Below are 25599 nucleotides of genomic sequence, written 5' to 3' on the forward strand. Positions count from 1 at the left end.
CAATCTGTGCCGTCCCGCCATGGAACCCCTCGATCTGCCAGTTCACGGGCTCGATTGCCGGGGGCACTGCCGAACGCCCACTACTCTGGTTGCGTGACCATTCGCCTGTACGACACCAGCGCCCGGCAGATCCGCGACTTCTCCCCGCTCACTCCGGGCTGCGTCTCGATCTACCTGTGTGGCGCGACCGTGCAGGCCGCTCCGCACATCGGCCACATCCGCTCGGGCCTGAACTTCGACATCATGCGTCGCTGGTTCGCCTACCGCGGCTACGACGTGACCTTCGTGCGCAACGTCACGGACATCGACGACAAGATCATCACGAAGGCGGCGGACCAGGGCCGCCCCTGGTGGTCCATCGGCTACGAGAACGAGCGCGCCTTCAACAGCGCCTACGACGCCCTCGGCTGCCTGCCGCCGACCGTCGAGCCCCGCGCCACCGGCCACGTCACCGAGATGGTCGAGATGATGCGCGGCCTCATCGAGCGCGGCCACGCCTACGAGGCCGACGGCAACGTCTACTTCGACGTCCGCTCCTTCCCCGGCTACCTCGAGCTCTCCAACCAGGAGCTGGACAACCTCCTCCAGCCCTCCGGCGAGGGCGAGACCGGCAAGCGCGACCCCCGCGACTTCGCCATGTGGAAGGCCGCCAAGCCCGGCGAGCCCTCCTGGGAGACCCCCTGGGGCCGCGGCCGCCCCGGCTGGCACCTGGAGTGCTCGGCCATGGCCCACAAGTACCTCGGCGAGGCCTTCGACGTCCACGGCGGCGGCCTCGACCTGATCTTCCCCCACCACGAGAACGAGATCGCCCAGGCCAAGGCCTTCGGCGACGCCTTCGCCTCGTACTGGGTGCACAACGCCTGGGTCACCATGAGCGGCGAGAAGATGTCGAAGTCCCTCGGCAACTCCGTCCTCGTCTCCGAGATGGTCAAGCACTGGCGCCCCATCGTCCTGCGCTACTACCTCGGCACCCCGCACTACCGCTCGATGATCGAGTACAGCGAGGAGGCCCTGCGCGAGGCCGAGGCCGCGTTCGCGCGGATCGAGGGCTTCATGCAGCGCGTCTGCGAGATGGCCGGCGAGACCGTCGAGCCCGCCGCCGAGGTCCCGCCCGCCTTCGCCGAGGCCATGGACGACGACCTGGGCGTCCCGCAGGCCCTCGCGATCGTGCACACCACCGTCCGCCAGGGAAACTCCGCCCTGACCGCCGACGACAAGGAATCCGCCGTCGCCCGCCTGGCCGAGGTCCGCGCCATGCTCGGCGTCCTCGGCCTCGACCCGCTGGACGAGCAGTGGGCCGGTGCCTCCACCGGCCGCGGCGACGACCTCCACGGCGTCGTGGACTCCCTCGTCCGCCTCGTCCTCGACCAGCGGCAGGCCGCCCGCGCCCGCAAGGACTGGGCCGCCGCCGACGCCATCCGCGACCAGCTCCAGCACGCGGGCCTCGCCATCGAGGACACCCCGTCGGGACCGCGCTGGTCGCTGTCCTGAGGGACACTTTTCGTACGTACGTAGTAGGCAACCGCCGGACGCCGTCCGGCGCAGCCGTCCGAAGCCCGTGAGGCCCGCTAGGGCCGAGCGGCGCGAGGGCGGCAGAGAAAAGAAGTCAGGTGACCCCATGGCCGGCAACAGCCAGCGCAGGAACCGCCGCACGTCCAACAAGAAGGGCGCGACGGTCGGCAGCGGCGGCCAGCGGCGCCGAGGCCTGGAGGGCAAGGGCCCGACGCCGCCCGCGTCCATGCGCAAGGGACACAAGAAGAACCGTGTCGCCAACGCCCAGGCCAAGCAGGCGGCGGCCCGCCGCCCCGCCCCCCGCCGCGGCGGCCCCAAGGGCCCCAACGAGCTCGTCGTCGGCCGCAACTCCGTCGTCGAGGCGCTGCGCGAGGGCGTGCCCGCCAAGACGCTCTACGTCCAGCAGTACCTCGACAACGACGAGCGCGTCCGCGAGGCCCTCCAGCTCGCCACGGACAAGGGTCTCAACCTCATGGAGGCCCCCCGTCCCGAGCTCGACCGGATGACCAACGGCCTCAACCACCAGGGCCTCGTCCTCTCGGTCCCGCCCTACGAGTACGCCCACCCCGAGGACCTCAGCGCCGCCGCCTTCGACGACGGCGAGGACCCGCTGATCGTCGCCCTCGACGGCATCACCGACCCGCGCAACCTCGGCGCCGTCGTCCGCTCCGTCTCCGCCTTCGGCGGCCACGGCGTGGTCGTCCCCGAGCGCCGCGCGGCCGGCATGACCGCCAGCGCCTGGAAGACCTCCGCCGGCACCGCCGCCCGTACGCCCGTCGCCCGCGCCACCAACATGACGCGGATGCTGGAGTCGTACCAGAAGGAAGGTCTGATCGTCGTCGGCCTCGCCGCCGACGGCGACGTCGAGCTGCACGAGCTCGAAGCCCTCGAAGGCCCGGTCGTCATCGTCGTCGGCAGCGAGGGCAAGGGCCTGTCCCGCCTCGTCGGCGAGACCTGCGACTTCCGCGTGCGCATCCCGATGCCGGGCGGCGCCGAGTCGCTCAACGCCGGTGTCGCCGCGGGCGTCGTGCTCTACGAGGCGGCGCGGCGCCGCGCCTGAAAAAACTCTCCTTGAGCGCAGGACGGGCCGGTTCACCGGCCCGTCCTGCGCTTAAGGGCTGGATTGACGGGCTCCGTTGACGCGACCCGGACAGTTCGACTCGGTCAAGGCAGTGTCCTAATCAGAAGTCACTCGGTTAGATGAGTGTGGACACCAGAACACCCCGCACACCCACGGGGGGAAGCTCTTCCGGGTACGACGACCAGCCCGCGCTGAGTACGGTGAAGGTTCCGTCCGACCCGGCGCAGATCGCCGTCAACCACGTGAGTTTCCGCGTGCAGCTCGCCCGGCCCCCGCGCGTCGCCCGCCAGTTCGCAGGCATCGCCGACACGGCGCAGCTGCCCACCGTCAAGAGCGCGCCCAAACGGCGCGCTCCCGTGGTGTGGAGCGGGCGGGCCGCCCCCGGTGACGCGGCGCCCACCGAACTCCTCCAGGCCGTACGGGACTCCGCCGTCTCCGACGCGGGCTCCACCCAGGTGCTGCCCCGCATCCGCGTCGACGACCAGCACCCCTCCGTCGTGGGCCCCCGCAGCCACTCCGAGCGCACCGGCCCCGGCGAGCTCGTCGACGCCGCCGGCCCCGCCGCGCCCGGGACCCAGCTCCTGCACGGCGTCCGCCCCACGGACAGCGCCTACGACGAAGATCAGTACCGCTACCCGCAGTTCGACGGCCCCGACGCCGACTACGACGACGAGGACGCCGACGACGAGAGCGGCGCCGCCAAGCGCCAGAGCGACTCCGTCCGGCACGCCTACTACCCCGGCCGCCGGATGAACCTCGGCGTCGTCCTGCTGCCCCTGCGGATCTTCCTCGGCTTCATCTCCATCTACGCCGGCATGGGCAAGCTCTGCGACCCCGTCTACTTCGACGGCGGCAAGCGCGGCTCCATGGTCGCCTGGCTCACCGCCCTGCACCCCTGGGCCGCCGCCGAGCCCCTGCGCAACCTCGCCCTCGCCCACCCCGTCGGCGCCGGCCTCACCGTCGCCTTCCTCCAGGTCGTCGTCGGTGTCCTCACCATCTTCGGCCTCTGGCAGCGCCTCGCCGCCTCCGTCGGCGTCCTGCTGTCCGCCGTCCTCCTCGTCACCGTCAGCTGGCGCAGCGCCCCCGTCTACGACGCGCCCGACATCATCTACCTCGCCGCCTGGAGCCCCCTCGTGATCGCCGGGGCGCCCTTCTACTCCGTCGACGGGCGCCTCGCGGGCGAGGCCTGGCGCCGCCTCGGCCCCCGCGCCGAGCTGTGGGAGCTCCGGCAGCGCGTCCTGCGCCGCGGCACGATCATGGCCACGGTCCTCATCGGCCTCACCCTGCTGGTCGGCTCCACCCTCGGCGGCGCCGTCCGCTCCTCCCAGACCGTCAAGGTCCCCGGCCCCAGCGACCCGCCCATCAACAACCTCCCCGGCTCGCCGTACCCCCAGAGCCCCGGCACCTCCACCCCCCGTGGCCCCCGGAGCCCCTCCGCCGTCGGCACCCCCAAGCCCACCGCCCCCGGCACCCACGCGGCGACCCCCTCCGCCACGGCCCCGGCCGCGCCCGGCGCCGCCCGCACGCCCACCGGCGCGGCAGCCGGCGGCACCGGACACCCCGGCGCCAGCCAGGGCGTCCGCCCGGCCCCGCAGACCCCGCGGCAGCCGGCCGCGCCCGCGGCGCCCCGCAGCCCCTCCGGCGGCTCCTCGGCCTCCAGCGGCACGAGCAGCACCACGAACAGCACCGGAGGCAGCTCCTCCGGCGGTTCGTCGGGCGGCACCCGCACGGGAGGAGCGCTCGGCGGCCTCCTCGGCTGAGCAGGGCGCTCCACGCAGACGGCCCCCGCACCGGAAGGTGCGGGGGCCGTTCTCGTGCTTGCCGTACGACGGGGCGGGGCCTTCCGGCCCTACGCCCGCCCGGCGAGCTCCTTGGCGGCCTCCGTGAGGTCCTTGGCCGTGTCGATGGCCCGCCAGTACGCCCCGTGCGGCAGCGGGTAGCCCGCGAGCCGCCGCTCGCGCGCCAGCCGGGGGAACGTGGTGCGCTCGTGGTCGCCGTGCTCCGGCAGCATTTCCGTGAAGGCGGCGGAGAACACGTAGACGCCCGCGTTGATCAGGTACGGGGAGGGCGGGGACTCGATGAAGTCCAGCACGTGCCCGAACTCGTCGGTCTCGACGGCCCCCCAGGGGATCCGGGGCCGGGCCAGGGCCAGGGTGGCCGCCGCGTCACGCTCGTGGTGGAAGGCGGCCATCTCGCGCAGCGAGAAGCGGGTCCAGATGTCGCCGTTGGTGGCGTACCAGGGCCGGTCGGGGTGCGGCAGCGAGGCCGCAGCGAACTTCAGGCCGCCGCCCCGGCCGAGCGGCTCCTTCTCGACGACGGTCGTCACCCGCAGCGGCAGGTCGGCCGACACGAGCCACTCCTGCAGGACCTCCGCCAGATGGCCGCACGAGACCACGGCGTCGGTGACGCCCTCGGCGGCCAGCCAGGCCAGCTGATGGCCGATGATCGGGGTCCCGGTGCCGGGAATCTCGACCATCGGCTTGGGTCGGTCGTCGGTGTACGGGCGCAGCCGCGACCCCTGGCCGCCGGCCAGGATCACGGCTTGGGTGGGGTACGGATACGCGTTCGTGCCGGTCATGCACCGCACGATATGCGGTGCCGTCCTCGGACGGACCGGTGGTGGCGGCGCCGTGCCCCCTTACGGCGGTCAGCGGCTCTGGACGCCGGAGGCGTACGACGTGTCGCAGACCGGGCGGGCGTAGCGCTGGGCCTGCCGGGGGCCGTACTTCGCGACCGCCGCGCGCCCGAGGCTCCGCGCGATCTCCACGCAGTGCCGGGCGAGCGAGGGACGGCCGTTGGTGGCCTCCTGGAGGTGGCTGAGGGCGACCCCCGGGTTCTTCTCCTGCAGCTCGGTCAGGAGCTTGTCGTGCAGCACCTCGTGCGGGGCGCGGATCCGGGCTTGGGTGGAGGCGTTGTCGGAGGACGCGGTGAGCACCTGCGAATCGGCAGGCGCGGCCCACGGGACACGGGTCACCGCGAGCGTCCCCGAGAGGACGAGAACGACGGGGAGTACGAAGGCAAGGGTTCTGCCGATGTGGCGGGCGGCCTGGTTCATGCCGCAGATGGTAGCGAGGGGTAATGACGCCGCGACATCTAGTCACCCGGTCGAGGGATGCGTCTGGTGGTGCGGATGGTCGCCTGGTTGACGTACAGGGCTCGAAAAGAGCGATCTGGCAGGTAAAACGGCAACTCGTGTGACTTCGGAGCGAAAAACACCCGCCCCCGGGCCATTTGGACGGCACGGGGGCGGGGGTGCGTGCGGCGCGGACCGCGGCCGCGCTGCGCGATCGGTCGCTCAGTCGCTCAGTCGCTCGCCCGAGGAGGTCGAGAAGACGTGCAGCTCACCCGGGCGCGGGACGACGTGCAGGATCGAACCCTTCTCGGGCACGCGGCGGCCGTTGACGCGCACGACGAGGTCCTTCTGCTCGCCGCCGACCTCGGCCGTGCCGTACACGTATCCGTCGGCGCCGAGCTCCTCCACCACGTTGACGGTGACCGCCAGGCCGGCCGGGGCGTCCTTCGACTCCTTGCCGAGCGACTTCGCCGCCTCGCCGTTCTGTTCGACCACGTCGAAGTGTTCCGGGCGGACACCCACGGTGACGGTCCGGTCACCCTTGCCGGTCCCCGCGAGGGCCTCGCGCGACACCGGGACGACGCTGTTGCCGAACTTCACGCCGCCGTCGGTGACCGGCACCTCGACCAGGTTCATCGCCGGCGAGCCGATGAAGCCCGCGACGAAGAGGTTGGCCGGCCGGTCGTACATGTTCCGCGGCGAGTCGATCTGCTGCAGCAGGCCGTCCTTGAGCACCGCGACGCGGTCGCCCATGGTCATGGCCTCGACCTGGTCGTGGGTGACGTAGACCGTGGTGATGCCGAGGCGGCGCTGCAGCCCCGCGATCTGCGTGCGCGTCTGCACGCGCAGCTTCGCGTCCAGGTTCGACAGCGGCTCGTCCATGAGGAACACCTGGGGCTCGCGCACGATCGCCCGCCCCATCGCGACGCGCTGCCGCTGACCGCCGGAGAGCGCCTTGGGCTTGCGCCCCAGGTACTCGGTGAGGTCCAGGATCTTCGCCGCGTCCTCCACCTTCTGGCGGATCTCCGACTTGGGCACGCCCGCGATCTTCAGCGCGAAGCCCATGTTGTCGGCGACGGTCATGTGGGGGTAGAGCGCGTAGTTCTGGAACACCATGGCGATGTCCCGGTCTTTCGGCGGCAGATGGGTGACGTCCCGGTCGCCGATCCGGATCGCCCCTCCGTTGACGTCCTCGAGCCCCGCGAGCATCCGCAGCGAGGTCGACTTCCCGCACCCGGACGGGCCGACCAGGACGAGGAACTCACCGTCCTCGATGGAGATGTCGAGCTGATCGACGGCGGGCTTGTCGGACCCCGGGTAGATCCGGGTCGCCTTGTCGTACGTGACCGTGGCCATGGTGATGCAGTCCCTTCACCGGCAGGAACGTGCCGGACGATCCGAGTAGAGGGAGTGGTCCAGTCCATTTGGACCGGGTTGCAGGTGACGGTACCCGGGAGGCGGTCGGTTGTCAGCAGCCGGTGGCTGTGAAAATTCGTGGCCTGGGCACGGGTGGAGTTTGGTTAGACTGCAACGCACAGGCCGACTTAGCTCAGCTGGTAGAGCACCGCTCTTGTAAAGCGAAGGTCGTCGGTTCGAACCCGACAGTCGGCTCGGAAACGAAACCGCAGGTCCCCTCCGGGACCTGCGGTTTCGTGCTGTCAGGGGCGGGTGCGGGCCGGGCGCCTCAGCGTCGTGCCTCCTCGCCCGCGTCCAGCCGGCGGCTCTGGTCCGGGTACGGAAGGGCTCCCGTCGCCGGGTCCGGGCGCGGGGCGTCCTGGTGGCCGGGCCACCATGCCTTGTGGCCCAGGAGGGACGTGACGGTCGGGACGAGGAGCATGGCCATCACGAAGGCCGTGAGCAGGATGCCGAAGGCGACCGCGAAGCCCATCTGCTGGAGCATGGAGTTGTCGGCCAGCAGGAGGACGCCGAAGGTGCCGGCGAGGATGATCGCGGCGGAGGCGATGGTGGGTGCCGAGCGGGCGACGGCGGTGTGGATCGCCTCGCGGGCGGGGACGCCGCGCCGGACCTCCTCGCGCAGCCGGGCGACCATGAGGATGTTGTAGTCGGTGCCGATGGCGACGACGAAGAGGTAGACGATGACCGGCAGCATGAACAGCAGGCCGTTCTTGTGCTGGAGGTCCTGGAAGAGCCAGACGGTGGAGCCGAGCGTGGCGCCGAAGCCCAGGGCGACGGAGATCATCAGGTAGATCGGGGCGACGATGCTGCGGAGCAGCAGGCCCAGGATGATCATGATCGCGAGTCCGGCGATGGGGAAGACGAGCTTGTAGTCGTGGCCGACGGCCTTCTCCACGTCGGCGAGGACGGCGGAGGTGCCGCCGACGTAGGCCTTGGTGCCGTCGGGCGCGGCCTTGTGGGCGGTGGTGCGCAGGGTGCCGCCGGCGAGGTCGATGGCCTTGTCCTCGGTGGGGCGGTACTTGAGGACGACGCTGTACTGGGCGACGGTGCCGTCGGGGTTGACGACGGGGTCGGAGACGGCGCCGACGCCGTCGATGCCGGCGAGGTCCTTCTTGTACGTGCCGAGGGCGCCCTTGTCGAGGGTGCCGCTGCGGGACTCGACGTAGACCATGGCGGGGTCGGACTGGCCGGCGGAGAAGCCGCGCTGCAGGTCCTTCATCGACTGGACGGATTCGAGCTTCTGCGGGAGCTGGCTGTCGGTGTCGAACTCGGCCTTGAAGCTGACGGCGCCGACGGCGAGGGCGGCCAGGACCGCGGCGGAGAGCACGGCGATGGCCGCGGGGCGGCGGGCGACGAGCGCGCCGAGGCCGTCGGAGAGGCGGCTGCGGGAGCGCTTCTTCCAGGCCTTGGAGGGCCAGAAGGCCTTGGTGCCGAGGAGGGAGAAGACGGCCGGCACGAGGGTGAGTGCGGCGATGAGGGTGACGCCGACGGCGATGGCGAGCGAGGGGCCCATCGCCCGCATCATGCCCATGGTGGACAGGAGGAGGGCGAGGAAGGCGACGATGACGGCGCCGGCGGCGGAGGCGATGGTTTCGCCGACGCGGGCGACGGCGTTGGTGAGGGCTTCCTTGGGCTGTTGCCCGTCGCGCAGCTCTTCGCGGTAGCGGAAGAGGAGGAAGAGGATGTAGTCGGTGCCGACGCCGAAGAGGACGACGATGAGGATGGCGGAGATGGAGTTGTCCGCCTTGAGTCCGCCGAGTTCGGCGGCGGTGCCGATGAGGCCGAGGGCGACGGCGAAGACGAGGGCGATGATGAGGACGGGCATCAGCGCTATCAGCGGGCTGCGGAAGATGACCAGCAGCAGGATGATGATCAGGAGGAGCGTGGCCGACATGATCATCGCGTCGGTGTCGCCGGAGGACTCCTGGGCGTCCAGGGCGGTGGCCGCCTGGCCGGTGAAGCCGGCCTTCAAGTGGGTGCCGTCCAGCAGGCCCTTGGCGTCCTGACGGAGGTCCTTGACGGCGTTGGGCAGGGTCTGGTCCTGCGCGTTCCTGTTGACGGCGATGACGTTGGCCAGGGCGATCTCACCGTTGGGGGAGACGGCCTGGGGGTTCGTCTCGACGCGGGCGATGCCCTTGCGGTGCTTGTCGTTCAGCCCGCCGGTCACCTTCGCGACGTCGGCGCGGTCGGCGGCGGTGAGCTTCCCGCCGTCGGAACGCTGGAAGACGACGATGGCGGAGGGCTGTTCGGTTTTGGGGAAGGCCTTTTCCTGGAGCTTGCCCGCCTGTACGGATTCGTAATGTGAAGGAAGGAATTCCGTTTCATCGGTCGTGGACTTCAGCCCGGGGGCCAGCAGGCTGAGGGCCACCGCGGCGATGATCCAGCCGGCGATGGTGAGCCAAGGTCGGTGGACGGCGAACCGCCCGACTCGTCGGAACATGGTGCTCCTAGCTAGGCGAGCATGAACTGCAGCAGGAGGCTGCAGGTGTGAACTACAGGCATGAACACGCTAGACATCCCTGAATTTCCTTACAACGGAATCGGGGGGAAATCGGCCCTGGGTCGGGGTATCTCTCATCCGGCCGGATGAGGGGGCATCCCCCGTGAGGTAGAGAATGGCATCGCCGACCGCCTTCGTCCGGATTACTCTGCCCCCATGAGCGATGCTGCCGCCTCCGCCCCCACCCCGCCCGGCGGACCGAAGGGCGGGCCCGCCTACGCCGCCCGCCTGGAGCGCGCCGCCGTGGCGGCCGCAGACTCCGGTCTTGCCGGTCTGATCGTCACACCGGGCCCGGACTTGGACTGGCTGACGGGCTACCGCCCGCCCGTGACCGAGCGGTTGACCGCGCTGCTGATCGCGCCGGGCGCCCGGCCGCGGCTGCTGGTGCCCGCCCTGGAGCGGCCGGACGCCGAACGGGCCCCGGCAGCGCCGTCCTTGTCCGTCACCGGCTGGAGCGACGGCCAGGACCCGTACGCGGCGCTGGCCCCGCTGCTCGACCCCAAGGGCCGCTACGGCGTCTCGGACAACGCGTGGGCGCTGCACGTCCTGGCGCTGCAACGCGCCTGCCCGGGCGTGTCGTACGGGGCGTTCACCGAGGTCATGCCGATGCTGCGGGCGGTGAAGGACGCCTACGAGGTGGAGCGGCTGGCGGCTGCGGGCGCGGCGGCTGATGCGGCGTACGAGCAGGTCGTGGGGCTGAGGTTCGCGGGGCGGCGCGAGTGCGAGGTGGCGGCGGACCTGGCGCGGCTGCTGCGCGAACACGGCCACAGTCAGGTCGATTTCACGATTGTCGGCTCGGGTCCGAACGGTGCGAATCCGCACCACGACGCGGGCGAGCGGGTCATCGAGGACGGCGACATGGTCGTCATGGACTTCGGCGGCCTGAAGGACGGTTACGGCTCGGACACCACGCGCACGGTGCACGTGGGCGAGCCGACGGCCGAGGAACGCAAGGTGCACGACGTGGTGCGCGAGGCGCAGCAGGCGGCGTTCGAGGCGGTGCGCCCGGGCGTGGCGTGCCAGGAGATCGACCGGGTGGCGCGTCAGGTCATCCGTGGCGCGGGCTATGGGGAATACTTCATTCACCGTACGGGTCACGGGATCGGGGTGACGACGCACGAGCCGCCGTACCTGGTGGAGGGCGAACACCTGCCGCTGGTACCGGGGATGTGTTTCTCGATCGAGCCGGGGATTTATCTTCCGGGTCGTTTCGGGGTGCGCATCGAGGACATTGTGGTGTGCACGGACTCGGGCGGGCGGCGGCTGAACAATACCTCGCACGGGATGCGGGTGGTGGCCTGAAAGGCCCTTACACGCACCGCGGTTGTGCCGTGCCTGCGCCGGGCTTGCGTGGGGCCTGCTCCGGCTTACCAGGGGCCGTCTCCGGGTTCGGGTTCACGCATGTGATGGCGTTCCTCGGCTTCGGCGGCCGCCCGGATTTCCGCGGGGGCGGCACCGGTGGTGACGGCGTCCGCTTCGACGCCGCCGAGAGGGCTCGCGTGTTTGGGCGCGCGGGCGGTGACCAGGAACCAGCCGGTGACGCCGGCGAGGAGCATGATGCCCGCGCCCCAGGCGATGGCGATCTGGAACCCGTGGACGATGCCGGTCTTCACGACGCCGGCCCGGACGGCGGGCGTGAGGACTCCGTCCGCGGCCGCCGTCTTCAGGTGCGTGGTGATGTAGCCGGTGCTCGCGGACGTGGCGATGGTGTTGAGGAGGGCGGTGCCGATGGAGCCGCCCACCTGCTGAGCGGTGTTGACCGTGGCTGAGGTGACGCCGGCGTCCTGCGGGGCGACGCCGGCGGTGGCGGTGGCCATGACGGGCATGAAGACCAGGCCCATGCCGAGGCCGACGAGGAGCTCGGCGGGCAGGACGTGGCTGACGAACGCGGGCTCGACGGGCAGGAAGGTCAGCAGGAACAGCCCGCCGGCGGCGAGGAGCGTGCCGGGCACCATCAGGGTGCGCGGGGGCACGTGGGTCATGAGGCGGGCGGAGATCTGGGTGGAGCCGACGACGATGGCCGCGGTCATCGGGAGGAAGGCCAGGCCGGTCTTCACGGGGGAGTAGCCGAGGACGACCTGCAGGTAGTAGGTCATGAACAGGAACATGCCGAACAGGGCGATGACGGCCAGGCCCATCACCAGGAAGGCCCCGGCGCGGTTGCGGTCGCGGACGATGTGCAGCGGGAGCAGGGGGTGCCGGGCGCGGCCCTGCCACCACGTGAAGGCGCCCAGGAGCGCCGCGCCGCCGCACAGCAGCCCGAGGACGAGCGGGTCGTTCCAGCCGCGCGGCTGGGCCTCGCTGCAGCCGTAGACGATGGCGACGAGGCCGCCGCAGCCGAGGACGACCCCGGGGATGTCCAGGCGGGGGCGTTCCCCGCGGCGGTGCCGGTCGTCGTGGAGGAAGACCAGGGCGCCGAGCAGGGCGAGCAGGGCGATCGGCACGTTGACGTAGAGGCACCAGCGCCAGTCGAGGTATTCGGTGATCAGGCCGCCGGCGATGAGGCCGATCGCGGCGCCGCCGCCGGCGATGGCGCCGTAGATGCCGAAGGCCTTCGCGCGTTCCTTGCCGTCGGTGAAGGTGGTGGTGAGCAGGGAGAGCGCGGAGGGGGCCAGGAGCGCGCCGAAGGCGCCCTGGAGGGCGCGGGCGACGAACAGCAGGCCGGAGGTCTGGGCGGCGCCGCCGAGGGCGGACGCGGCGGCGAAGCCGACGAGGCCGGTCATGAAGGTCAGCTTGCGGCCGACGAGGTCGGCGATGCGGCCGCCGAGCAGGAGGAGTCCGCCGAAGGCCAGGGTGTAGGCGGTGATCACCCATTGCCGGTTGCCGTCCGACATGTGGAGGTCGCGCTGTGCGGACGGCAGGGCGATGTTCACGATGGTGGCGTCGAGGACGACCATCAGCTGCGCGACGGCGATGACGACCAGGCCCCACCAGCGGCGGGGGTCGGGTGCGGATGCGGATCCGGGTGCGGTTGCGGCGGTGGCGGGGGTTCCGGGGGGTATGGGGCCCTTGTTCGTGGAACTCATGGGACCTGCTCTCGCGGCCGTGGCGTGCGCGGTGCGCGTGCTGCGCGCGTGGTGCACGTGGTGCGCCTGGCGCGCCTGGCGCGCAGAATCCGCAATCCAGCGTAGGCCTGCCGGGTGACGGGCGCCTGTCGGGACGGGGCCGTCCCCCGGCCCCGTCCCGACCCGCTGTCCCTACGGCACGAGGACGACCTTCCCCACCGTCCGTCGCGTCTCCAGGGCCTCGTGCGCGGCGGCTGCCTCGGCGAGGGGGAAGCGGGTGACGAGTGGGGTGACGCGGCCGGAGGCGGCGTCGGCGAGGGCGGTGGCCTCCAGGCGGCGCAGGCCCTCGGGGCCGCCGATGCGCTCCATCATCGCGGGGCCGAGGACGTTGCGGGAGGTGAGGGAGCGGGCGGCGAGCTCCTCCTCGCTCAGGGTGAAGGAGGGGCCGCTGCCGGTGATGCCGTCCGCGGACCAGCCGAAGACGAAGTGGCTGCCGCCGGGCCCGAGCAGGCCGACGGAGGCGCGGGCGGCCTCGCCGCCGACCCCGTCGAAGACGACGGAGGCCGAGCGCTCGCCCAGTGCCTCGCGGGCGGCGTCGGGCCAGGCGGGGTCGTTGTAGTCGAGGGCGATGTCGGCGCCCAGGGCCCGCACGCGCTCGGTCTTGGCGGGGCCGCCGGCGAGGCCGACGACGGTGGCGCCCGCGTTCTTGGCGTACTGCACGAGCAGGGCGCCGATGCCGCCCGCCGCGCCCGGCACCACGACGACGTCCTTGCCGGTCAGCACGGTGAAGCCGAGGATGGCCAGGGTGGTGCGGCCGGTGCCGATCATGGCGATGGCCTCCGCCTCGCCGAGCCCGTCGGGCAGCTCGTGCACCTTGTCGGCGGCGACGACGGCGAGCTCGGCGTAGCCGCCGGGGACCATGCCCAGGTGGGCGACGACGCGGCGGCCGAGCCAGTGCTCGCCGACGCCCTCGCCGACGGCGTCGACCGTTCCGGCGACCTCGCGCCCGGGGATGGTCGGCAGGTCGGGGGCGGGGTGGACGGGGCTGGTGAGACCGGAGCGCAGGGCGGTGTCGAGGAGGTGCACGCCGGCGGCGGCGACGGCCATCCGCAGCTGCCCGGGGCCGGGGACGGGGTCCTCGGTGCGCTCGTAGGTGAGGTTCTCGGCGGGGCCGAAGTCGTGCAGTCGTACGGCGTGCATGGCGGTCTCCCAGCGGTGTTCTGCGGTGATGCCCTTGAGTCTTCAACCTCAGGCATGGTTGAGGTCAAGGGGGGCGGGACGCGTCGGGGCGTTGTCAGTGGCGTGTGCCACGGTGGTCGGCATGACGACGCACGGCAGGAAGCGGACCGGTACGAAGCAGGCCGGTAAGAAGCGGCCCGCAGTGAGGGTCCCGGAGGTGCGGCTGCCCGGGCTGCGGCCGTACGACGGCGCGGAGCTGGAGCCCGAGGGGGACTACGACGGCCTCGCCTTCACGGACGCCGACTTCGCAGGGCAGTCGGGGACAGGCGCCCGCTTCCTGGACTGCGGCCTGTACGCCTGCGCGCTGGACGAGACGGAGCTGGTCGCCGCGCGCTTCACGGACTGCGTGCTGGACGGGATCCGCGGCGTGGGCACCGACCTGTCGAAGGCGGGCCTGCGGGACGTGGAGGTCCGCGACGCCCGGCTCGGCGGGACCCAGCTGCACGGCGCGGTGCTGGAGCGGGTCGTCGTCCGCGGCGGGAAGATCGACTATCTGAATCTGCGCGGGGCGGCGCTGAAGGACGTCACTTTCGAAGGCGTCGTCCTCTCCGAGGCCGATTTCGGCGGGGCCCGGCTGGAGCGCGTCGACTTCCGCGGCTGCGTGCTGCGCCGTGCCGACTTCACGGGGGCCCGGATGACGGACGTGGACCTGCGGGCGGCGGCGGAGATCGACATCGCCCGCGGCATCGAGCACCTGTCGGGAGCGGTGATCAGCCCGTCCCAACTCCTGGATCTTGCTCCGGCTTTCGCGGCGCAGATGGGCGTACGGGTGGAGGCCGCGGAGGACTGAGGTCGCGGAGGATTACTGAGGCCGCGGAGGATTGAGGCCGGGCGGGGCCGGAGGCCGTACGGGGGCACGGCCCGTACGGGCGTAGGGCCCGTACGGCTACACGCGCGGGAAGCGGCTCTGCAGGTCCCAGATCACCGGGTTGTCGGCGAGGCCCTCGTGCATGTCGGACAGGTCCGCGATCAGGTCGTGCAGGAAGTCGCGGGCCTCGCGGCGCAGGGCGCGGTGGTCGAAGGTGAGCGCGGGCTCGTCGGCCGGCATCCAGTCGGCGGAGACCTCGACCCAGCCGAAGCGCCGCTCGAAGAGCATGCAGTCGCTGGATTCGGTGAAGTCCAGCTCGGCGAACTGCGTGGTCGCCGAGCGCCTGCCCCGCGGGTCGCGGTCGATCTGCTCCATGATGTCGCACAGCGCCCACACGAAGTCGAGCACCGGAACCCATCCCCAGGCTGTGGACAGCTCGCGGTCCTTCTTCACGTCCGCGATGTAGACGTCCCCGCAGAACAGGTCGTGCCGGAGGGCCCGCACGTCCGCGGTGCGGTAGTCCGTCTGCGGAGGGTCGGGGAAGCGGCGCGAGAGCGAGTAGCCGAGGTCGATCACGCTTCGATGGTGTCACGGCGGAGGGCCGGACGCGTAAACGTGTACGAGCCGGAGGCGCCCCGCGTCGGCGGCGGGGCGCTCCCGGCTACGCCGGTGTTGCGGTTACTTCACGTTGATCGCGGTCCAGGCGGCGGCGACCGCCTTGTACTCCGCGCTCGAGGAGCCGTAGAGGTCCGCGGTGGCCTTCAGGGTGCCGGTGCGGGCCGCCTTGTAGTTGGTGGTGGAGGTGAAGTACGTGGTCAGGGCCTTGTACCAGATCTTGGTGGCCTTGTCCCGGCCGATGCCCGCGACCTTGGAGTTGTTGTAGGTCGGGCTGTTGTACGTCACGCCGTTGATCGTCTTCGAGCCGCTGCCCTCGGACAGCAGGTAGAAGAAGTGGTTGGCCGGGCCCGAGGAGTAGTGGACGTCCAGGCGGCCGAGCGAGGAGGACCAGTAGTCCTTGGACGCGCCGTCCTTGCTGGGCTTGTCCATGTAGCGCAGCGGGGAGCCGTCGCCGCGGATGTTGATGGCCTCGCCGATGAGGTAGTCGCCCTTGTCGGTGGCGTTGTTGGCGTAGAACTCGGCGGCGGTGCCGAAGATGTCCGAGGTGGCCTCGTTGAGGCCGCCGGACTCGCCGCTGTAGACCAGGCCGGCCGTGGCGGAGGTGACGCCGTGGCTCATCTCGTGCGCGGCCACGTCGAGCGAGGTCAGCGGGTTCTTGTTGCCCTCACCGTCGCCGTAGGTCATGCAGAAGCACTCGTCGTCCCAGAAGGCGTTGACGTAGTTGTCGCCGTAGTGGACGCGCGAGTAGGCGGCGACGCCGTCGTTCTTGATGCCGCTGCGGCCGAGCACGTTCTTGTAGAAGTCCCAGGTCACGGCCGCGCCGTAGTGCGCGTCGACGCCGGCCTTCTGGTCCCCGGCGCCCCAGCTGTCGGTGGAGTTGGTGAACAGGTCGCCGGTGCCGTCGGTGCCCTGCGCCAGGTTGTAGGTCTTGTGGCCGCCGCGCTCGCCGTCGACGAGCTGGTAGCCGGAGCCGCCCTTGGTGGTGGACAGCGGGACGGTGCCGCTGTAGGTGCTGGTGCCCGAGCCGGTCTCGATGGCCTCGCGCTGGAAGAGCTTCTTGCCGGTGTTGGCGTCGGTGATCACGTGCAGCTTGCTGGGCGTGCCGTCCTTCTGGACGCCGGTGACCACGGTCTCGTAGGCCAGGACGGGCTTGCCCGAGGCCGCCCAGACGACCTTGCGCGGCGCACGCTCGGCACCGGCCTTGTCGGTCTTCTTCTCCTCCGCGGCGGCGCTGAGGGCGCTCTTCTTCGCGGCGGCCGGGGCCTGGGCGGGGGTGGTGCTGGGCACGGATATCTCGGCGTCGGTCGCCTTGTCGACGCTGCGCGAGCCGCTCTTCGCCTCGTGCACGACGAGGTCGCCGCCGAGCACCGGCAGACCCTCGAAGGTGCGCTCGTAGCGGGTGTGGACCGTGCCGTTCGCGTCCTTGATCACGTCACGGACGACGAGCTTCTCCTTGCCGCCGAGGCCGAGCTTCGAGGCGGTGGAGGGGGCCGCGGACTGTGCGTCCTTGATCGCGGCGACCCGCTGCCCTGCGGACACGGCGAGGGGCGAAGCCTCGCTCGCCTTGTCGGCGGTGGCGCTCGCGGAGCCGGTCTGCACGGCCACGACGACCATGGCGGCGGAGGCGACGAGCGCGGCGGCGCGCAGGGTGTTCTTGCGGGAGGTGGAGGTGACGCTTCTCAACTCTGTCTCCTATGTGCGGGCCGTGAAGTCACGTCCCTTTGAGGGGGGTTCAGGCAGCACGGGTTACGGCTGCCCGGTGGTGCAGGAGTGGTGCATGAGTGGATTGAGGAGAGAGTGCCATTCCCTGAGCGACATTGACAGGGGCGCAACAAGGATTTGATCTGTCGTTCTCCGAAACGCGGTTGTTCTGTTCCGCTATGCGGTGAACTGCACAGGGCTGGTCCGGACTTGAAACCGGTCGCATCTCAGTGCGAGGACAGTGATTGCATGCGATCGGATGAGATTGCATGCAATCCGCCGGAGCTGAGGCGGTGGTACCGCTTCCGCTACGAGGCCGGCGCGGCCAGGCTAGGGCCGGCGGCATCAAGTCGGTGTGAAGTCACGGCAAAAGACGCTGTTCTTTCGCCACGGCGACGGCGCCGGACCGGGTGTCCACGCCCAACTTGTCGTAGATCCGCCCCAGATGGGTCTTCACGGTCGCCTCGCTGATGAACAGGGCGCGTGCGATCTCCCGGTTGCCCAGCCCGCGGGCGAGCTGCCCCAGGATGTCCCGCTCGCGGTCGGTCAGCGCCGGCCGCACCGAGCCGCGCATCCGTGCCATGACGCGGCCCGCGACGGGCGGCGACAGCGCCGTACGCCCCTCGGCGGCCGCCCTGATGGCCGAGAACAGCTCCTCCGGGCGCTCGGCCTTCAGCAGGTACCCCGTCGCCCCGGCGTCGATGGCCCGCGTGATGTCGGCGTCCGTGTCGTACGTGGTGAGGACGAGGACGTACGGGCCGCCGCCGGGGCCGGTGCCGGCGCCCGTGCCGCCTCCGGCGTCGGCCACGATGCGTCGCGTGGCCTCGATCCCGTCCATGCCCGGACCCAGCTGAAGGTCCATCAGGACGACGTCGGGCCGCAGCCGGGCGGCCAGCACGACCGCCTCCTCGCCACCGCCCGCCTCGCCGACGACCTCGATGCCGGGCGCGCTGGACAGCAGCGCCAGCAGCCCGGCCCGTACGACGGCGTGGTCGTCGCAGAGCAGGATGCGGATGGGCCGGGCGGGACTGCCGGAGTGAACGGGGCCGGGGTCGGTCACTGGGGCTCCAGGGGAATGCAGGCGGAGACGACGGTGCCCTCGCCGGGCGCCGACTCGATGGTCAGGGAGCCGCCGAGCTGCCGCACCCGGGCCCGCATCGCGGGCAGCCCGTGGCCGCGCCCGCCGGCCGGGCCGGGCGGCGCACCCGGCGCGAACCCCCGCCCGTCGTCCGCGACGTCGAGGACGACCTGGTCGCCGAGGTAGCTCAGGGTGAGCGCGGCCGTGGCGGCACCGGCGTGCTCGCGCACGTTCGCCAGGGCGCCCTGGGCGATGCGGAGCAGCGCGGCCCGCACCCCGTCCGGCAGCGGGACCGGCACGCCGTCGACGTGGAAGAGCACCGGGGCACCGGTCCCCTCCGCCGTGCCGGAGGCGGCCAGCGCCCGCAGCGCGTCCTCCAGCCGCGCGCCGCCGTCGAACTGCGGCGGCGCCAGGTCGTCGACGAACCGCCGGGTTTCGGCCAGGCCGCGGGCCGCGACGTCCGCGGCGGTCCGCACGTGCCGGCGCGCCGCCTCCGGGTCCGACTCCCAGGTGCGGTCCGCGGCCTGCAGCAGCATCCGCTGGCTGGACAGACCCTGGGCCAGGGTGTCGTGGATCTCCATCGACAGCCGCTGCCGCTCGGCGAGGGCGCCCTCGCGCCGCTCGGTGGCGGCCAGTTCGCGGCGCGTGCGGACCAGGTCCTCGATCAGGGCGCGCTGCCGGTCCGTCTGCCGCTGCGTGTGGACGAAGACGGCCGTGGCGACGGCGGCCACGGCGGGCGGGGCGAGCACGAGGGTGGGGTCGAAGCCGTGGGAAAGCCGGAGCTGCGCCACGACGACCAGGCCGGTGAGGAAGGTGACCAGGAGGAGGGCGGCGCGCGTGGGGAGCGTGCGCAGGCCCGTATAGAGCAGGGGGACGGAGCACCACGCGAAGCTCGGCGCGAGGACGACGAGCACGACCCACGTCGCGACGACGGCGGCCAGCCAGAGGAGCTGCCGCGGCGGGCGGGCCGCGGGGGCCGGGCTCAGGGCCTGGGGCAAGGCGTACGGCAGGACGTAGAGCAGGGCGAGCAGCACGCTGAGGGCGACGACCCACGGCGTGCGGGGCTCGCCCGGGTGCCGGATCAGGAAGCGAGCGAAGGAGGCGGAGAGGAGCAGGAAGAAGGCGGCGTGCATGACGAGGGCGAGGCGGCGGGCGCCGGGTTCGTCATCGTCGGTAAAGGTCACCCCCTGTTCCTAACCGGTGCGGAGGGCCGCCGCATCAGCCGATCGGTTGACCCGGCGGACAGCCGGGACGCCGATGCCCGCGGCGCGGACGGCCCGAAGGATGGAGAGCGCCAGGAAAACACTGGCAATCCGCTGGCAAACCACTGGCCTGTTGAGGAGCCGAAAATGAAGTCTGCGCTCGGAAAGCTCTCCGTCCGGAGCCGTGTGCTCGTGGGTGCGGCCGGGGTCGCCGTCGTCGCGGCCGGTACGTTCGGGGCGGTCACGGCGACGGCCTCGCCCGCGGCGGAGCGCCAGGCTCCGGTGTCCGTCGCCGGCAACGGCGTGACCGAGTCGTCGCACCTGTCGGTGGACGCCGCCACGCGCGCCGCCCAGGCCGCGCTGGCCGCCGCGAGGAAGGAGGGCCAGAAGGTGTCCGTCGCGGTCGTCGACCGCAACGGCAACACTCTGGTGACGCTGCGCGGCGACGGCGCGGGCCCGCAGTCCTACGAGTCGGCCGTACGGAAGGGCTTCACGGCCGTCTCCTGGAACGCCCCCACCTCGGAGCTCGTCAAGCGCCTCCAGAGCGCCCCGAACCTCAAGGACATCCCCGGCACCCTGTTCCTGCCGGGCGGCACGCCGGTCCAGGTCAAGGGCGCGCCGGTCGCCGGCATCGGCGTCGCGGGGGCGCCGAGCGGCGACCTCGACGAGAAGTTCGCGAAGGCGGGCGCGGCGGCGCTGGGCTAGCCTGCGGAGCCACGGGCTCGCGAGGGGTGCGGCCGAATGGGGGAGGGGCGCGTGGGGCGCGTGGGAAATATGGGGCGCATGCAGATTGTCACGATGGCGGAGCCGGATCTTCCGCCGGAGCTGCGCGCGCAGATCGAGGCCCTGCAGGAGCAGGCCTGGCCCGGCGGTGGCCCCCACGACCCGGCCCTGCGCCCCGTGGCCGTCCTGCTCCTCGCCCCGGACGGCGGCGTACGGGCCGCGCTGGACATCCTGTCCAAGGAGATCATCCACGAGGGCCGGAGCTACCGGGCCTCGGGCCTGAGCGCGGTCGTCACGGACGCGGCACACCGCGGCAAGGGATACGGGCGGCGGCTGGTGGCCGCCGCCCGTGAGCTGATCGCCGACGGCGGCGCCGTGGACGTGGGACTGTTCACGTGCGACCGCCCCCTGCAGGGGTTCTACGAGAGCGCCGGCTGGACCGCCCTGCCCGGCACCGTCCTGATCGGCGGCACCCCGCAGGACCCGTTCCCCAGCGACCGGCCGGGCTTCGACAAGGTCACCATGGCCGCGTTCTTCACGGCACGGGCGCGGCGTGACGCGGCCGCCTTCGAGCGGTGCCGCATCGGGCTCTACCCGGGGGAGGTCGACCGGCTGTGGTGACTGCTGTGGCGACGGTCAGGGAGTCGGCGGGCGCTCGTCCCCCGGTCGCCGCTCCTGCGTCCCCAGCTGCTCGTTGAGCTTCTGCTGGGCGGTGTCGACCTGGCTCTGGTACTTGTTCTGGGTCTTGGCGTCGAACGCGTCGCCCGCCTTCTCGACACCTTGCCGAGCGGTGTCCTCATGGCCCTTGAGCAGGCCTTTGAGCTTGTCGAGCATGGACATGGCCGTCCTCCTCACGGAACGCTGACGCAACCAGCATCTCCGTAATCCACCGGGCCCGCATCCTCGCCGGGCCCCGGGGCGGGCGGCGTGCAGGGGCCACCGGACGGCGCACGGGTCCGCGGCCCGCCGGGCCGGGTGGAGGGGCCGTGCGCCGCCCGGCGGAGCCGGTCCGGGCTCAGCCGGTGCTCGTGTATCCGCAGCTCCAGCACTTGTACACGCCGTTGCCCATCTGCTGCATCATGTTCTGGCAGTTGGGGCAGGCCAGCGCCAGGTGCTTCAGGGGGCCGTGGCGCCCAGCCCCTTGGGGCACGCGGGGCAGACCCCTCGCACGATCGCCGGCGACGTGGCGTCGCCGGGGTTCTCCGCCACGACGATCACCCGCAGCGGCCGGCCGCACGCCGGGCACAGCTCGGGCTCGCGGTCCCGGTCGCCGATCACTGCGGCAAGAATGCGTTCGAGTGAGTCGCCGTCGTCCATGGTGCGTGTGTCCTGTCTCCACGGGTGCCCCTCCTTGGGTAACTACGTACCCGCCCCGGTGAACCCCAACTCCGCTGCTCAGCCGCTGGTTACGGAGCGTGCGCAACCGGTCGGCTGTGTGGTATGGCGGGCCGCTTCCTCTTGGTTCTACCCAGATCGAGGGGGCTGCCAGCCGTGCGTCCGGCGCGGGGCGCGCCGCGGGCCGGGCGGGGGTGGCGGCTTCCGGGCCACCCCGTATCCCGGGGTGGCCCTCGTGCGCCCGTGACGGCCGTCAGGCAGCCGTCGGAGAGAGATCAGGCAGTCGTCGGACGGCCGCCGAGCGGCCGTCGGTGTCAGACGTTGACGCCGAAGTCCTGCGCGATGCCCTGCAGGCCCGAGGCGTAGCCCTGGCCGACCGCGCGGAACTTCCAGTCCGAGCCGTTGCGGTAGAGCTCGCCGAAGACCATGGCGGTCTCGGTGGCGGCGTCCTCGCTCAGGTCGTAGCGGGCGAGCTCGGCGCCGCCGGCCTGGTTGATGATGCGGATGTAGGCGTTGCGGACCTGGCCGAAGTTCTGGCTGCGGGCCACCGCGTCGTAGATGGAGACCGGGAAGACGATCTTCTCGACGTCGGCCGGGAGGGCGGCCAGGTTGACGTTGATCTGCTCGTCGTCGCCCTCGCCGGCGCCCGTGACGTTGTCGCCGGTGTGGACGATCGACTGGTCCGGGGTGGACTTGTTGTTGAAGAACACGAAGTGGGCGTCGGAGTAGACCTTGCCCGTGGGGTTCACGGCGATCGCGCTCGCGTCGAGGTCGAAGTCCGTGCCGGTGGTGGTGCGGACGTCCCAGCCGAGGCCGACCGTGACGGCCGTCAGGCCCGGGGCCTCCTTGGTGAGGGAGACGTTGCCGCCCTTGGACAGGCTTACAGCCATGGGAATTGTCCCTTTCTGGTCAAGTCTGCGTCGGTTCTGCAGCGCACCGCGGGCCCGCGGGTCACCGTCACCCTTGTTAACGCCCTCGGGGGACCCCAGGGTTCCACACGCTTTTACTTTCTTTGCCAATCCCTGATGCCGGCGCGCGTCGAGGGCGGCGCAAAACGAGGTGACGCCCGCCCGTGCCACGCGGGATCATGGGGGGCATGTCCGGCCCCTACGTCATCCGCGGCTCGGTCTCCCTGCCGGAGGCCGAGCTCCAGTGGCGTTTCTCCCGTTCCTCCGGCCCCGGCGGCCAGCACGTCAACACGAGCGACAGCCAGGTCGAGCTGCGGTTCGACCTCGCCCGCACGGAAGCGCTGCCCGAGGTCTGGAAGGAACGCGCCCTGGCCAAGCTCGCCGCCCGGCTCGTCGGCGGCGTCGTGGTCGTGCGCGCCTCGGAGCACCGCTCGCAGTGGCGCAACCGCGAGACCGCCGCCGTCCGGCTCGCCTCGCTGCTCGCCGAGGCGAGCGCCCCGCCGCCCCGCCCGCGGCGCGCCACGAAGATCCCGCGCGGGATCAACGAGCGGCGGCTGCGGCAGAAGAAGCAGCGCGCCGAGACCAAGCGCGGGCGCACCGGTAAGGACTGGGGCTAGGAGGCCTGCGGGCTGGGCCCATGGGTGCCCGCCCCGCCTCACCCCAGCTGCCGGTACTTCCCCTTGAAGTACATGAGCGGCCCGCTCTCCGTCGTCGGCGCCGTCGCCGTGAGCACCCTGCCGATCACCAGCGTGTGGTCCCCGGCCGTCACCCGCTGTTCCGTCCGGCACTCCAGAGTCGACAGCGCGCCCCGTACGAGCGGCGCGCCGGTCGCCGTCCCGGACGCGTAGGGGATGTCCTCGAAGAGCAGCCGGTCGCTGATCCGTCCCTTCATCGCGAAGCGTCCGGCGATGTGCCGCTGGCTCTCGGAGAGGACGGACACCGCCCACAGCGGCTGCCGCTCCAGGAGGTCGTCCATGCGGGAATCGTTGCGAACGCTCACCATGACGAGAGGCGGTTCGAGCGAGACGGACAGGAAGGCGGTCGCCGTCATTCCGACGTCCTCGCCGCGCGGTCCGTGCTCCGGATCGTGCGCGGTCACCAGCACCACGCCGGCGGCGAGGCGGGCGAGGGCGGCACGGAACTCATCGGCGCTCACCCCTTCAGAATGGGCTATGGCGGTCTCGTAGGGCGGGGTCGTCTGCAACACGCTGTGCACGCTAGCCCGCCCGTAGCGCCCTCGCATCGGGCTGCAGGACCAGGCGGGTCCTAGGTCGGAAGGGTGCCGGAACGGTTCCGAAAGTTGTCCGCATCGGTTCGGGAAGGCGTCCGGATGGGTGTTCACACCGTTCCGGATTTGCGTTCACGAAGCATAAGAGCTTCTAACCCCGCCAGTAGCGGGACCTCATCACGCATTGTGACATGAGTCACAGAGGGCTGTAATTGTTGACCCTGTGTACCGAGTGGTCAGCTCGCTGTGATTCAGTGGCCGTGGTAAACGGACGACAAGAAGCCTGGAGTTGCTGTCGAGGTCTCGGGGGAGAGCGAAGATGGAGACCGAGTCGGAGCCGTATGTCCGCCTGGCCACCTTGCGCGGGCTGCATCAGGTGGTGGCCGATCTGAACACGGCGCGAAGTCTCGCGGACACCTTGCAGACCGTCGCGGACGGCATCGTCACCGGGCTCGGGTACGAGCTCTCGGCCGTCAATCTCGTACGGCCCGACGGTGACCTCGTCGTCGCCGCCGTCGCCGGCAGCGCCGGCGCCGAAGCGCTGCTGGCCGGGCGGGTCGGCTCGCGCGTCTCCTGGGAGCGGCGGCTGGCCATGGCCGACCAGTGGGGCTCGCTGCGCTTCATCCCGTACACCGAGGGCTGGGTCCTCGACAACGACGACGTGCCCCAGTGGCACACCGCCGGCCCGGCGCCCCGCTTCCCGGACGAGTGGCACCCCATGGACCGCCTCTTCGCCCCCATGTACACCGCGGGCGCCGCGGGCGGCGAGCTCCTCGGCGTGATCTCCGTCGACAAGCCGCGCAACGGCCGCCGGCCCGGCGCCTGGGGTCGCGAGGCGCTGCAGATGTACGCCTTCCAGGCCGCCATCGCGATCAGCAACGCCCGGCTGCGGGCCAACATGCAGCGCGCCCTCGTCCGCCTGGAGCGGGAGCAGCAGGCCCTGCGCGCCAGTGAGGAAAGCTTCCGCCAGGCCTTCGAGTACGCGCCCAGCGGCATGGCCATCGCCGAGATGGGCGGCGATCAGCACGGCCGCCTGCACCGCACCAACGACGCCCTGTGCCGCCTCCTCGGCCGCTCCGCGTCCCAGATGCGCCGCTATTCGTTCTCCGACCTCGTCCACCCCGAGGACATCGGCACGCTCCTGCGCACCTCCGCCGAGGGCGGCCGCGCCGAGCTGCGGCTCGCCCGCCGCGACGGCACCTACGTGTGGGTGTCGCTGCGCAACTCCGTCGTGGCCGACGCCGCCGACGGGCCGCGCTTCCTGCTCACCCACGTCGAGGACATCGAGGAGCGCAAGCGGCACGAGCTGCAGCTCGCCCACCGCGCCAGCCACGACTCGCTGACCGGCCTGCCCAACAGTGCCGAGCTGCGGGCCCGGCTCAGCAGCCGGCTGTGCAGCCGCGCGCCCGGCAGCGAGCCCCACGCGGCCGCCGTGGCCGCGCCCTACGGCTGTCTCGACGGCTTCGCCGAGGTGGAGGGCGTGGACGGGGCGGCGGCCGCGGGCGTGGGCGCGGCCGGCCTGGCCGGGATGGCCGCGGGCGGCGTGTACGGGTCCGGGCGGGCCGGGCCGTACGCGCACGGCTTCGGCTCCGAGCTCGGCCCCGAGCACGCGCCGGACTGCGGGCCCGACTACGCCCCCGACGAGATCGGCTGCGGCGACCACGACGGCGCCTACCCCGGGCATGTCCACGCCATAGCCCCGCCCGAGGACGGTGAGGACGACGGGACCAAGGGCCTGGCGGTCCTCTTCTGCGACCTCGACGGCTTCAAGGCGATCAACGACCGCTTCGGGCACCACACGGGAGACGCCGTCCTCATAGAGGTCGCCCGCCGGCTCAGCAACGGCGTGCGCGAAGGCGACACGGTCGCCCGCCTCGGCGGCGACGAATTCGTCGTCCTCGCGGACGGCCTCGCCCAGGCCGACGCGGAGGATCTCGCCGTACGGCTGCGCAGCGCCATCGTCCCGCCGATAAGGGTTGACGGCCGGGCGGTGCGGGTAGGCGCGAGTTTCGGCATCGGCTGGGCAGGCTGCGGAATGTCCGCCGACGAGGTGCTCCACTCCGCCGACCAGCGCATGTACGTCGAAAAACGGTCACGCGCCAAGGCGGGTCGGCGGGCGGGCTGAGGCCACGCACCGCGAGGTGTCGCCGCGTCGCGGTAGGCTGCGCCAAC

General features: G+C 71.8%; 23 protein-coding genes and 1 tRNA gene. 10 read left to right on the top strand and 14 right to left on the bottom strand.

Annotated features, from left to right (window positions below):
- Positions 1–93 precede the first annotated feature (93 nt).
- The 3 genes from cysS (at position 94) to AS857_RS26575 (ending at position 4353) form a co-directional block, all read left to right on the top strand.
- Entirely contained in the window at positions 94–1491 is a 1398-nt protein-coding gene (gene cysS / locus AS857_RS26565) for a cysteine--tRNA ligase (protein WP_058045740.1), read from the top strand.
- Between the two features lie 127 nt (positions 1492–1618).
- Complete coding sequence (rlmB, locus tag AS857_RS26570) at positions 1619–2572, top strand: 23S rRNA (guanosine(2251)-2'-O)-methyltransferase RlmB (RefSeq protein WP_058045741.1); 954 nt, start codon at positions 1619–1621, stop codon at positions 2570–2572.
- A gap of 140 nt (positions 2573–2712) precedes the next feature.
- Positions 2713–4353 carry a DoxX family protein gene (locus AS857_RS26575; protein WP_058045742.1) on the top strand — a complete coding sequence of 547 codons (1641 nt, stop codon included), beginning with the start codon at positions 2713–2715 and terminating at the stop codon, positions 4351–4353.
- Positions 4354–4442: 89 nt separating this feature from the next.
- Here the strand turns inward: AS857_RS26575 and AS857_RS26580 are convergent, their stop codons facing one another.
- The 3 genes from AS857_RS26580 to AS857_RS26590 form a co-directional block, all read right to left on the bottom strand.
- A complete protein-coding gene (locus AS857_RS26580; RefSeq protein ID WP_058045743.1) occupies positions 4443–5171 on the bottom strand; it encodes a nucleotidyltransferase family protein in 729 nt (242 codons plus the stop codon).
- A gap of 69 nt (positions 5172–5240) precedes the next feature.
- The gene (locus AS857_RS26585) at positions 5241–5648 is read right to left on the bottom strand and encodes a hypothetical protein (protein WP_058045744.1); all 408 of its coding nucleotides are present in this window, start codon (positions 5646–5648) and stop codon (positions 5241–5243) included.
- A gap of 240 nt (positions 5649–5888) precedes the next feature.
- Complete coding sequence (locus AS857_RS26590; RefSeq protein ID WP_058045745.1) at positions 5889–7022, bottom strand: ABC transporter ATP-binding protein; 1134 nt, start codon at positions 7020–7022, stop codon at positions 5889–5891.
- Positions 7023–7204: 182 nt separating this feature from the next.
- Between AS857_RS26590 and AS857_RS26595 the strand changes: the two genes are divergently transcribed.
- Positions 7205–7277 (top strand) — tRNA-Thr (locus AS857_RS26595).
- A gap of 73 nt (positions 7278–7350) precedes the next feature.
- Here AS857_RS26595 and AS857_RS26600 read toward each other — a convergent pair.
- Positions 7351–9522, bottom strand: a complete 2172-nt coding sequence (locus AS857_RS26600; protein WP_058045746.1) for an MMPL family transporter — start codon at positions 9520–9522, stop codon at positions 7351–7353.
- Positions 9523–9738: 216 nt separating this feature from the next.
- Between AS857_RS26600 and AS857_RS26605 the strand changes: the two genes are divergently transcribed.
- Complete coding sequence (locus AS857_RS26605) at positions 9739–10884, top strand: aminopeptidase P family protein (RefSeq protein ID WP_058045747.1); 1146 nt, start codon at positions 9739–9741, stop codon at positions 10882–10884.
- 65 nt (positions 10885–10949) lie between these two features.
- On the opposite strand, the gene AS857_RS26610 is transcribed toward AS857_RS26605, so the two are convergent.
- The gene (locus AS857_RS26610; RefSeq protein WP_079110643.1) at positions 10950–12608 is read right to left on the bottom strand and encodes an MFS transporter; all 1659 of its coding nucleotides are present in this window, start codon (positions 12606–12608) and stop codon (positions 10950–10952) included.
- 171 nt (positions 12609–12779) lie between these two features.
- On the bottom strand, positions 12780–13787 hold the full coding sequence (locus tag AS857_RS26615; RefSeq protein ID WP_058045748.1) for a zinc-binding dehydrogenase: 1008 nt from the start codon (positions 13785–13787) through the stop codon (positions 12780–12782).
- Between the two features lie 121 nt (positions 13788–13908).
- Here AS857_RS26615 and AS857_RS26620 point away from each other — a divergent pair, with 121 nt between their 5' ends.
- Positions 13909–14616, top strand: coding sequence for a pentapeptide repeat-containing protein (locus AS857_RS26620; protein WP_058045749.1), 708 nt, complete (start codon positions 13909–13911; stop codon positions 14614–14616).
- Between the two features lie 96 nt (positions 14617–14712).
- On the opposite strand, the gene AS857_RS26625 is transcribed toward AS857_RS26620, so the two are convergent.
- The 4 genes from AS857_RS26625 to AS857_RS26640 form a co-directional block, all read right to left on the bottom strand.
- Entirely contained in the window at positions 14713–15210 is a 498-nt protein-coding gene (locus AS857_RS26625) for a hypothetical protein (protein WP_058045750.1), read from the bottom strand.
- A gap of 102 nt (positions 15211–15312) precedes the next feature.
- A complete protein-coding gene (locus tag AS857_RS26630; RefSeq protein WP_058045751.1) occupies positions 15313–16935 on the bottom strand; it encodes a M4 family metallopeptidase in 1623 nt (540 codons plus the stop codon).
- A 379-nt stretch (positions 16936–17314) separates the two neighbouring features.
- The gene (locus AS857_RS26635) at positions 17315–18013 is read right to left on the bottom strand and encodes a response regulator (protein WP_058045752.1); all 699 of its coding nucleotides are present in this window, start codon (positions 18011–18013) and stop codon (positions 17315–17317) included.
- Entirely contained in the window at positions 18010–19164 is a 1155-nt protein-coding gene (locus AS857_RS26640) for a sensor histidine kinase (RefSeq protein ID WP_058047076.1), read from the bottom strand. Before AS857_RS26640 ends, AS857_RS26635 begins: the two co-directional genes overlap by 4 nt.
- Before the next feature lie 216 nt (positions 19165–19380).
- Here AS857_RS26640 and AS857_RS26645 point away from each other — a divergent pair, with 216 nt between their 5' ends.
- Entirely contained in the window at positions 19381–19938 is a 558-nt protein-coding gene (locus tag AS857_RS26645) for a GlcG/HbpS family heme-binding protein (protein WP_058045753.1), read from the top strand.
- A gap of 78 nt (positions 19939–20016) precedes the next feature.
- Positions 20017–20577 (top strand): GNAT family N-acetyltransferase, encoded by a 561-nt coding sequence (locus tag AS857_RS26650; RefSeq protein ID WP_058045754.1) that lies wholly within the window; start codon positions 20017–20019, stop codon positions 20575–20577.
- A 15-nt stretch (positions 20578–20592) separates the two neighbouring features.
- Here the strand turns inward: AS857_RS26650 and AS857_RS26655 are convergent, their stop codons facing one another.
- From AS857_RS26655 to AS857_RS26665, 3 genes are all read right to left on the bottom strand, one after another.
- Entirely contained in the window at positions 20593–20796 is a 204-nt protein-coding gene (locus tag AS857_RS26655) for an antitoxin (protein WP_058045755.1), read from the bottom strand.
- Positions 20797–21072: 276 nt separating this feature from the next.
- Positions 21073–21273, bottom strand: coding sequence for a hypothetical protein (locus tag AS857_RS26660; protein ID WP_058045756.1), 201 nt, complete (start codon positions 21271–21273; stop codon positions 21073–21075).
- Between the two features lie 332 nt (positions 21274–21605).
- Complete coding sequence (locus AS857_RS26665; protein ID WP_058045757.1) at positions 21606–22181, bottom strand: TerD family protein; 576 nt, start codon at positions 22179–22181, stop codon at positions 21606–21608.
- 197 nt (positions 22182–22378) lie between these two features.
- Between AS857_RS26665 and arfB the strand changes: the two genes are divergently transcribed.
- Positions 22379–22816, top strand: a complete 438-nt coding sequence (arfB, locus tag AS857_RS26670; RefSeq protein WP_058045758.1) for an alternative ribosome rescue aminoacyl-tRNA hydrolase ArfB — start codon at positions 22379–22381, stop codon at positions 22814–22816.
- A gap of 38 nt (positions 22817–22854) precedes the next feature.
- Here the strand turns inward: arfB and AS857_RS26675 are convergent, their stop codons facing one another.
- Positions 22855–23406, bottom strand: a complete 552-nt coding sequence (locus AS857_RS26675) for a flavin reductase family protein (protein ID WP_245700524.1) — start codon at positions 23404–23406, stop codon at positions 22855–22857.
- A 340-nt stretch (positions 23407–23746) separates the two neighbouring features.
- Between AS857_RS26675 and cdgB the strand changes: the two genes are divergently transcribed.
- A complete protein-coding gene (gene cdgB, locus AS857_RS26680; protein WP_058045760.1) occupies positions 23747–25552 on the top strand; it encodes a diguanylate cyclase CdgB in 1806 nt (601 codons plus the stop codon).
- Positions 25553–25599: the final 47 nt, after the last annotated feature.

This window comes from Streptomyces roseifaciens (assembly GCF_001445655.1).
Classification (GTDB): domain Bacteria; phylum Actinomycetota; class Actinomycetes; order Streptomycetales; family Streptomycetaceae; genus Streptomyces; species Streptomyces aureoversilis.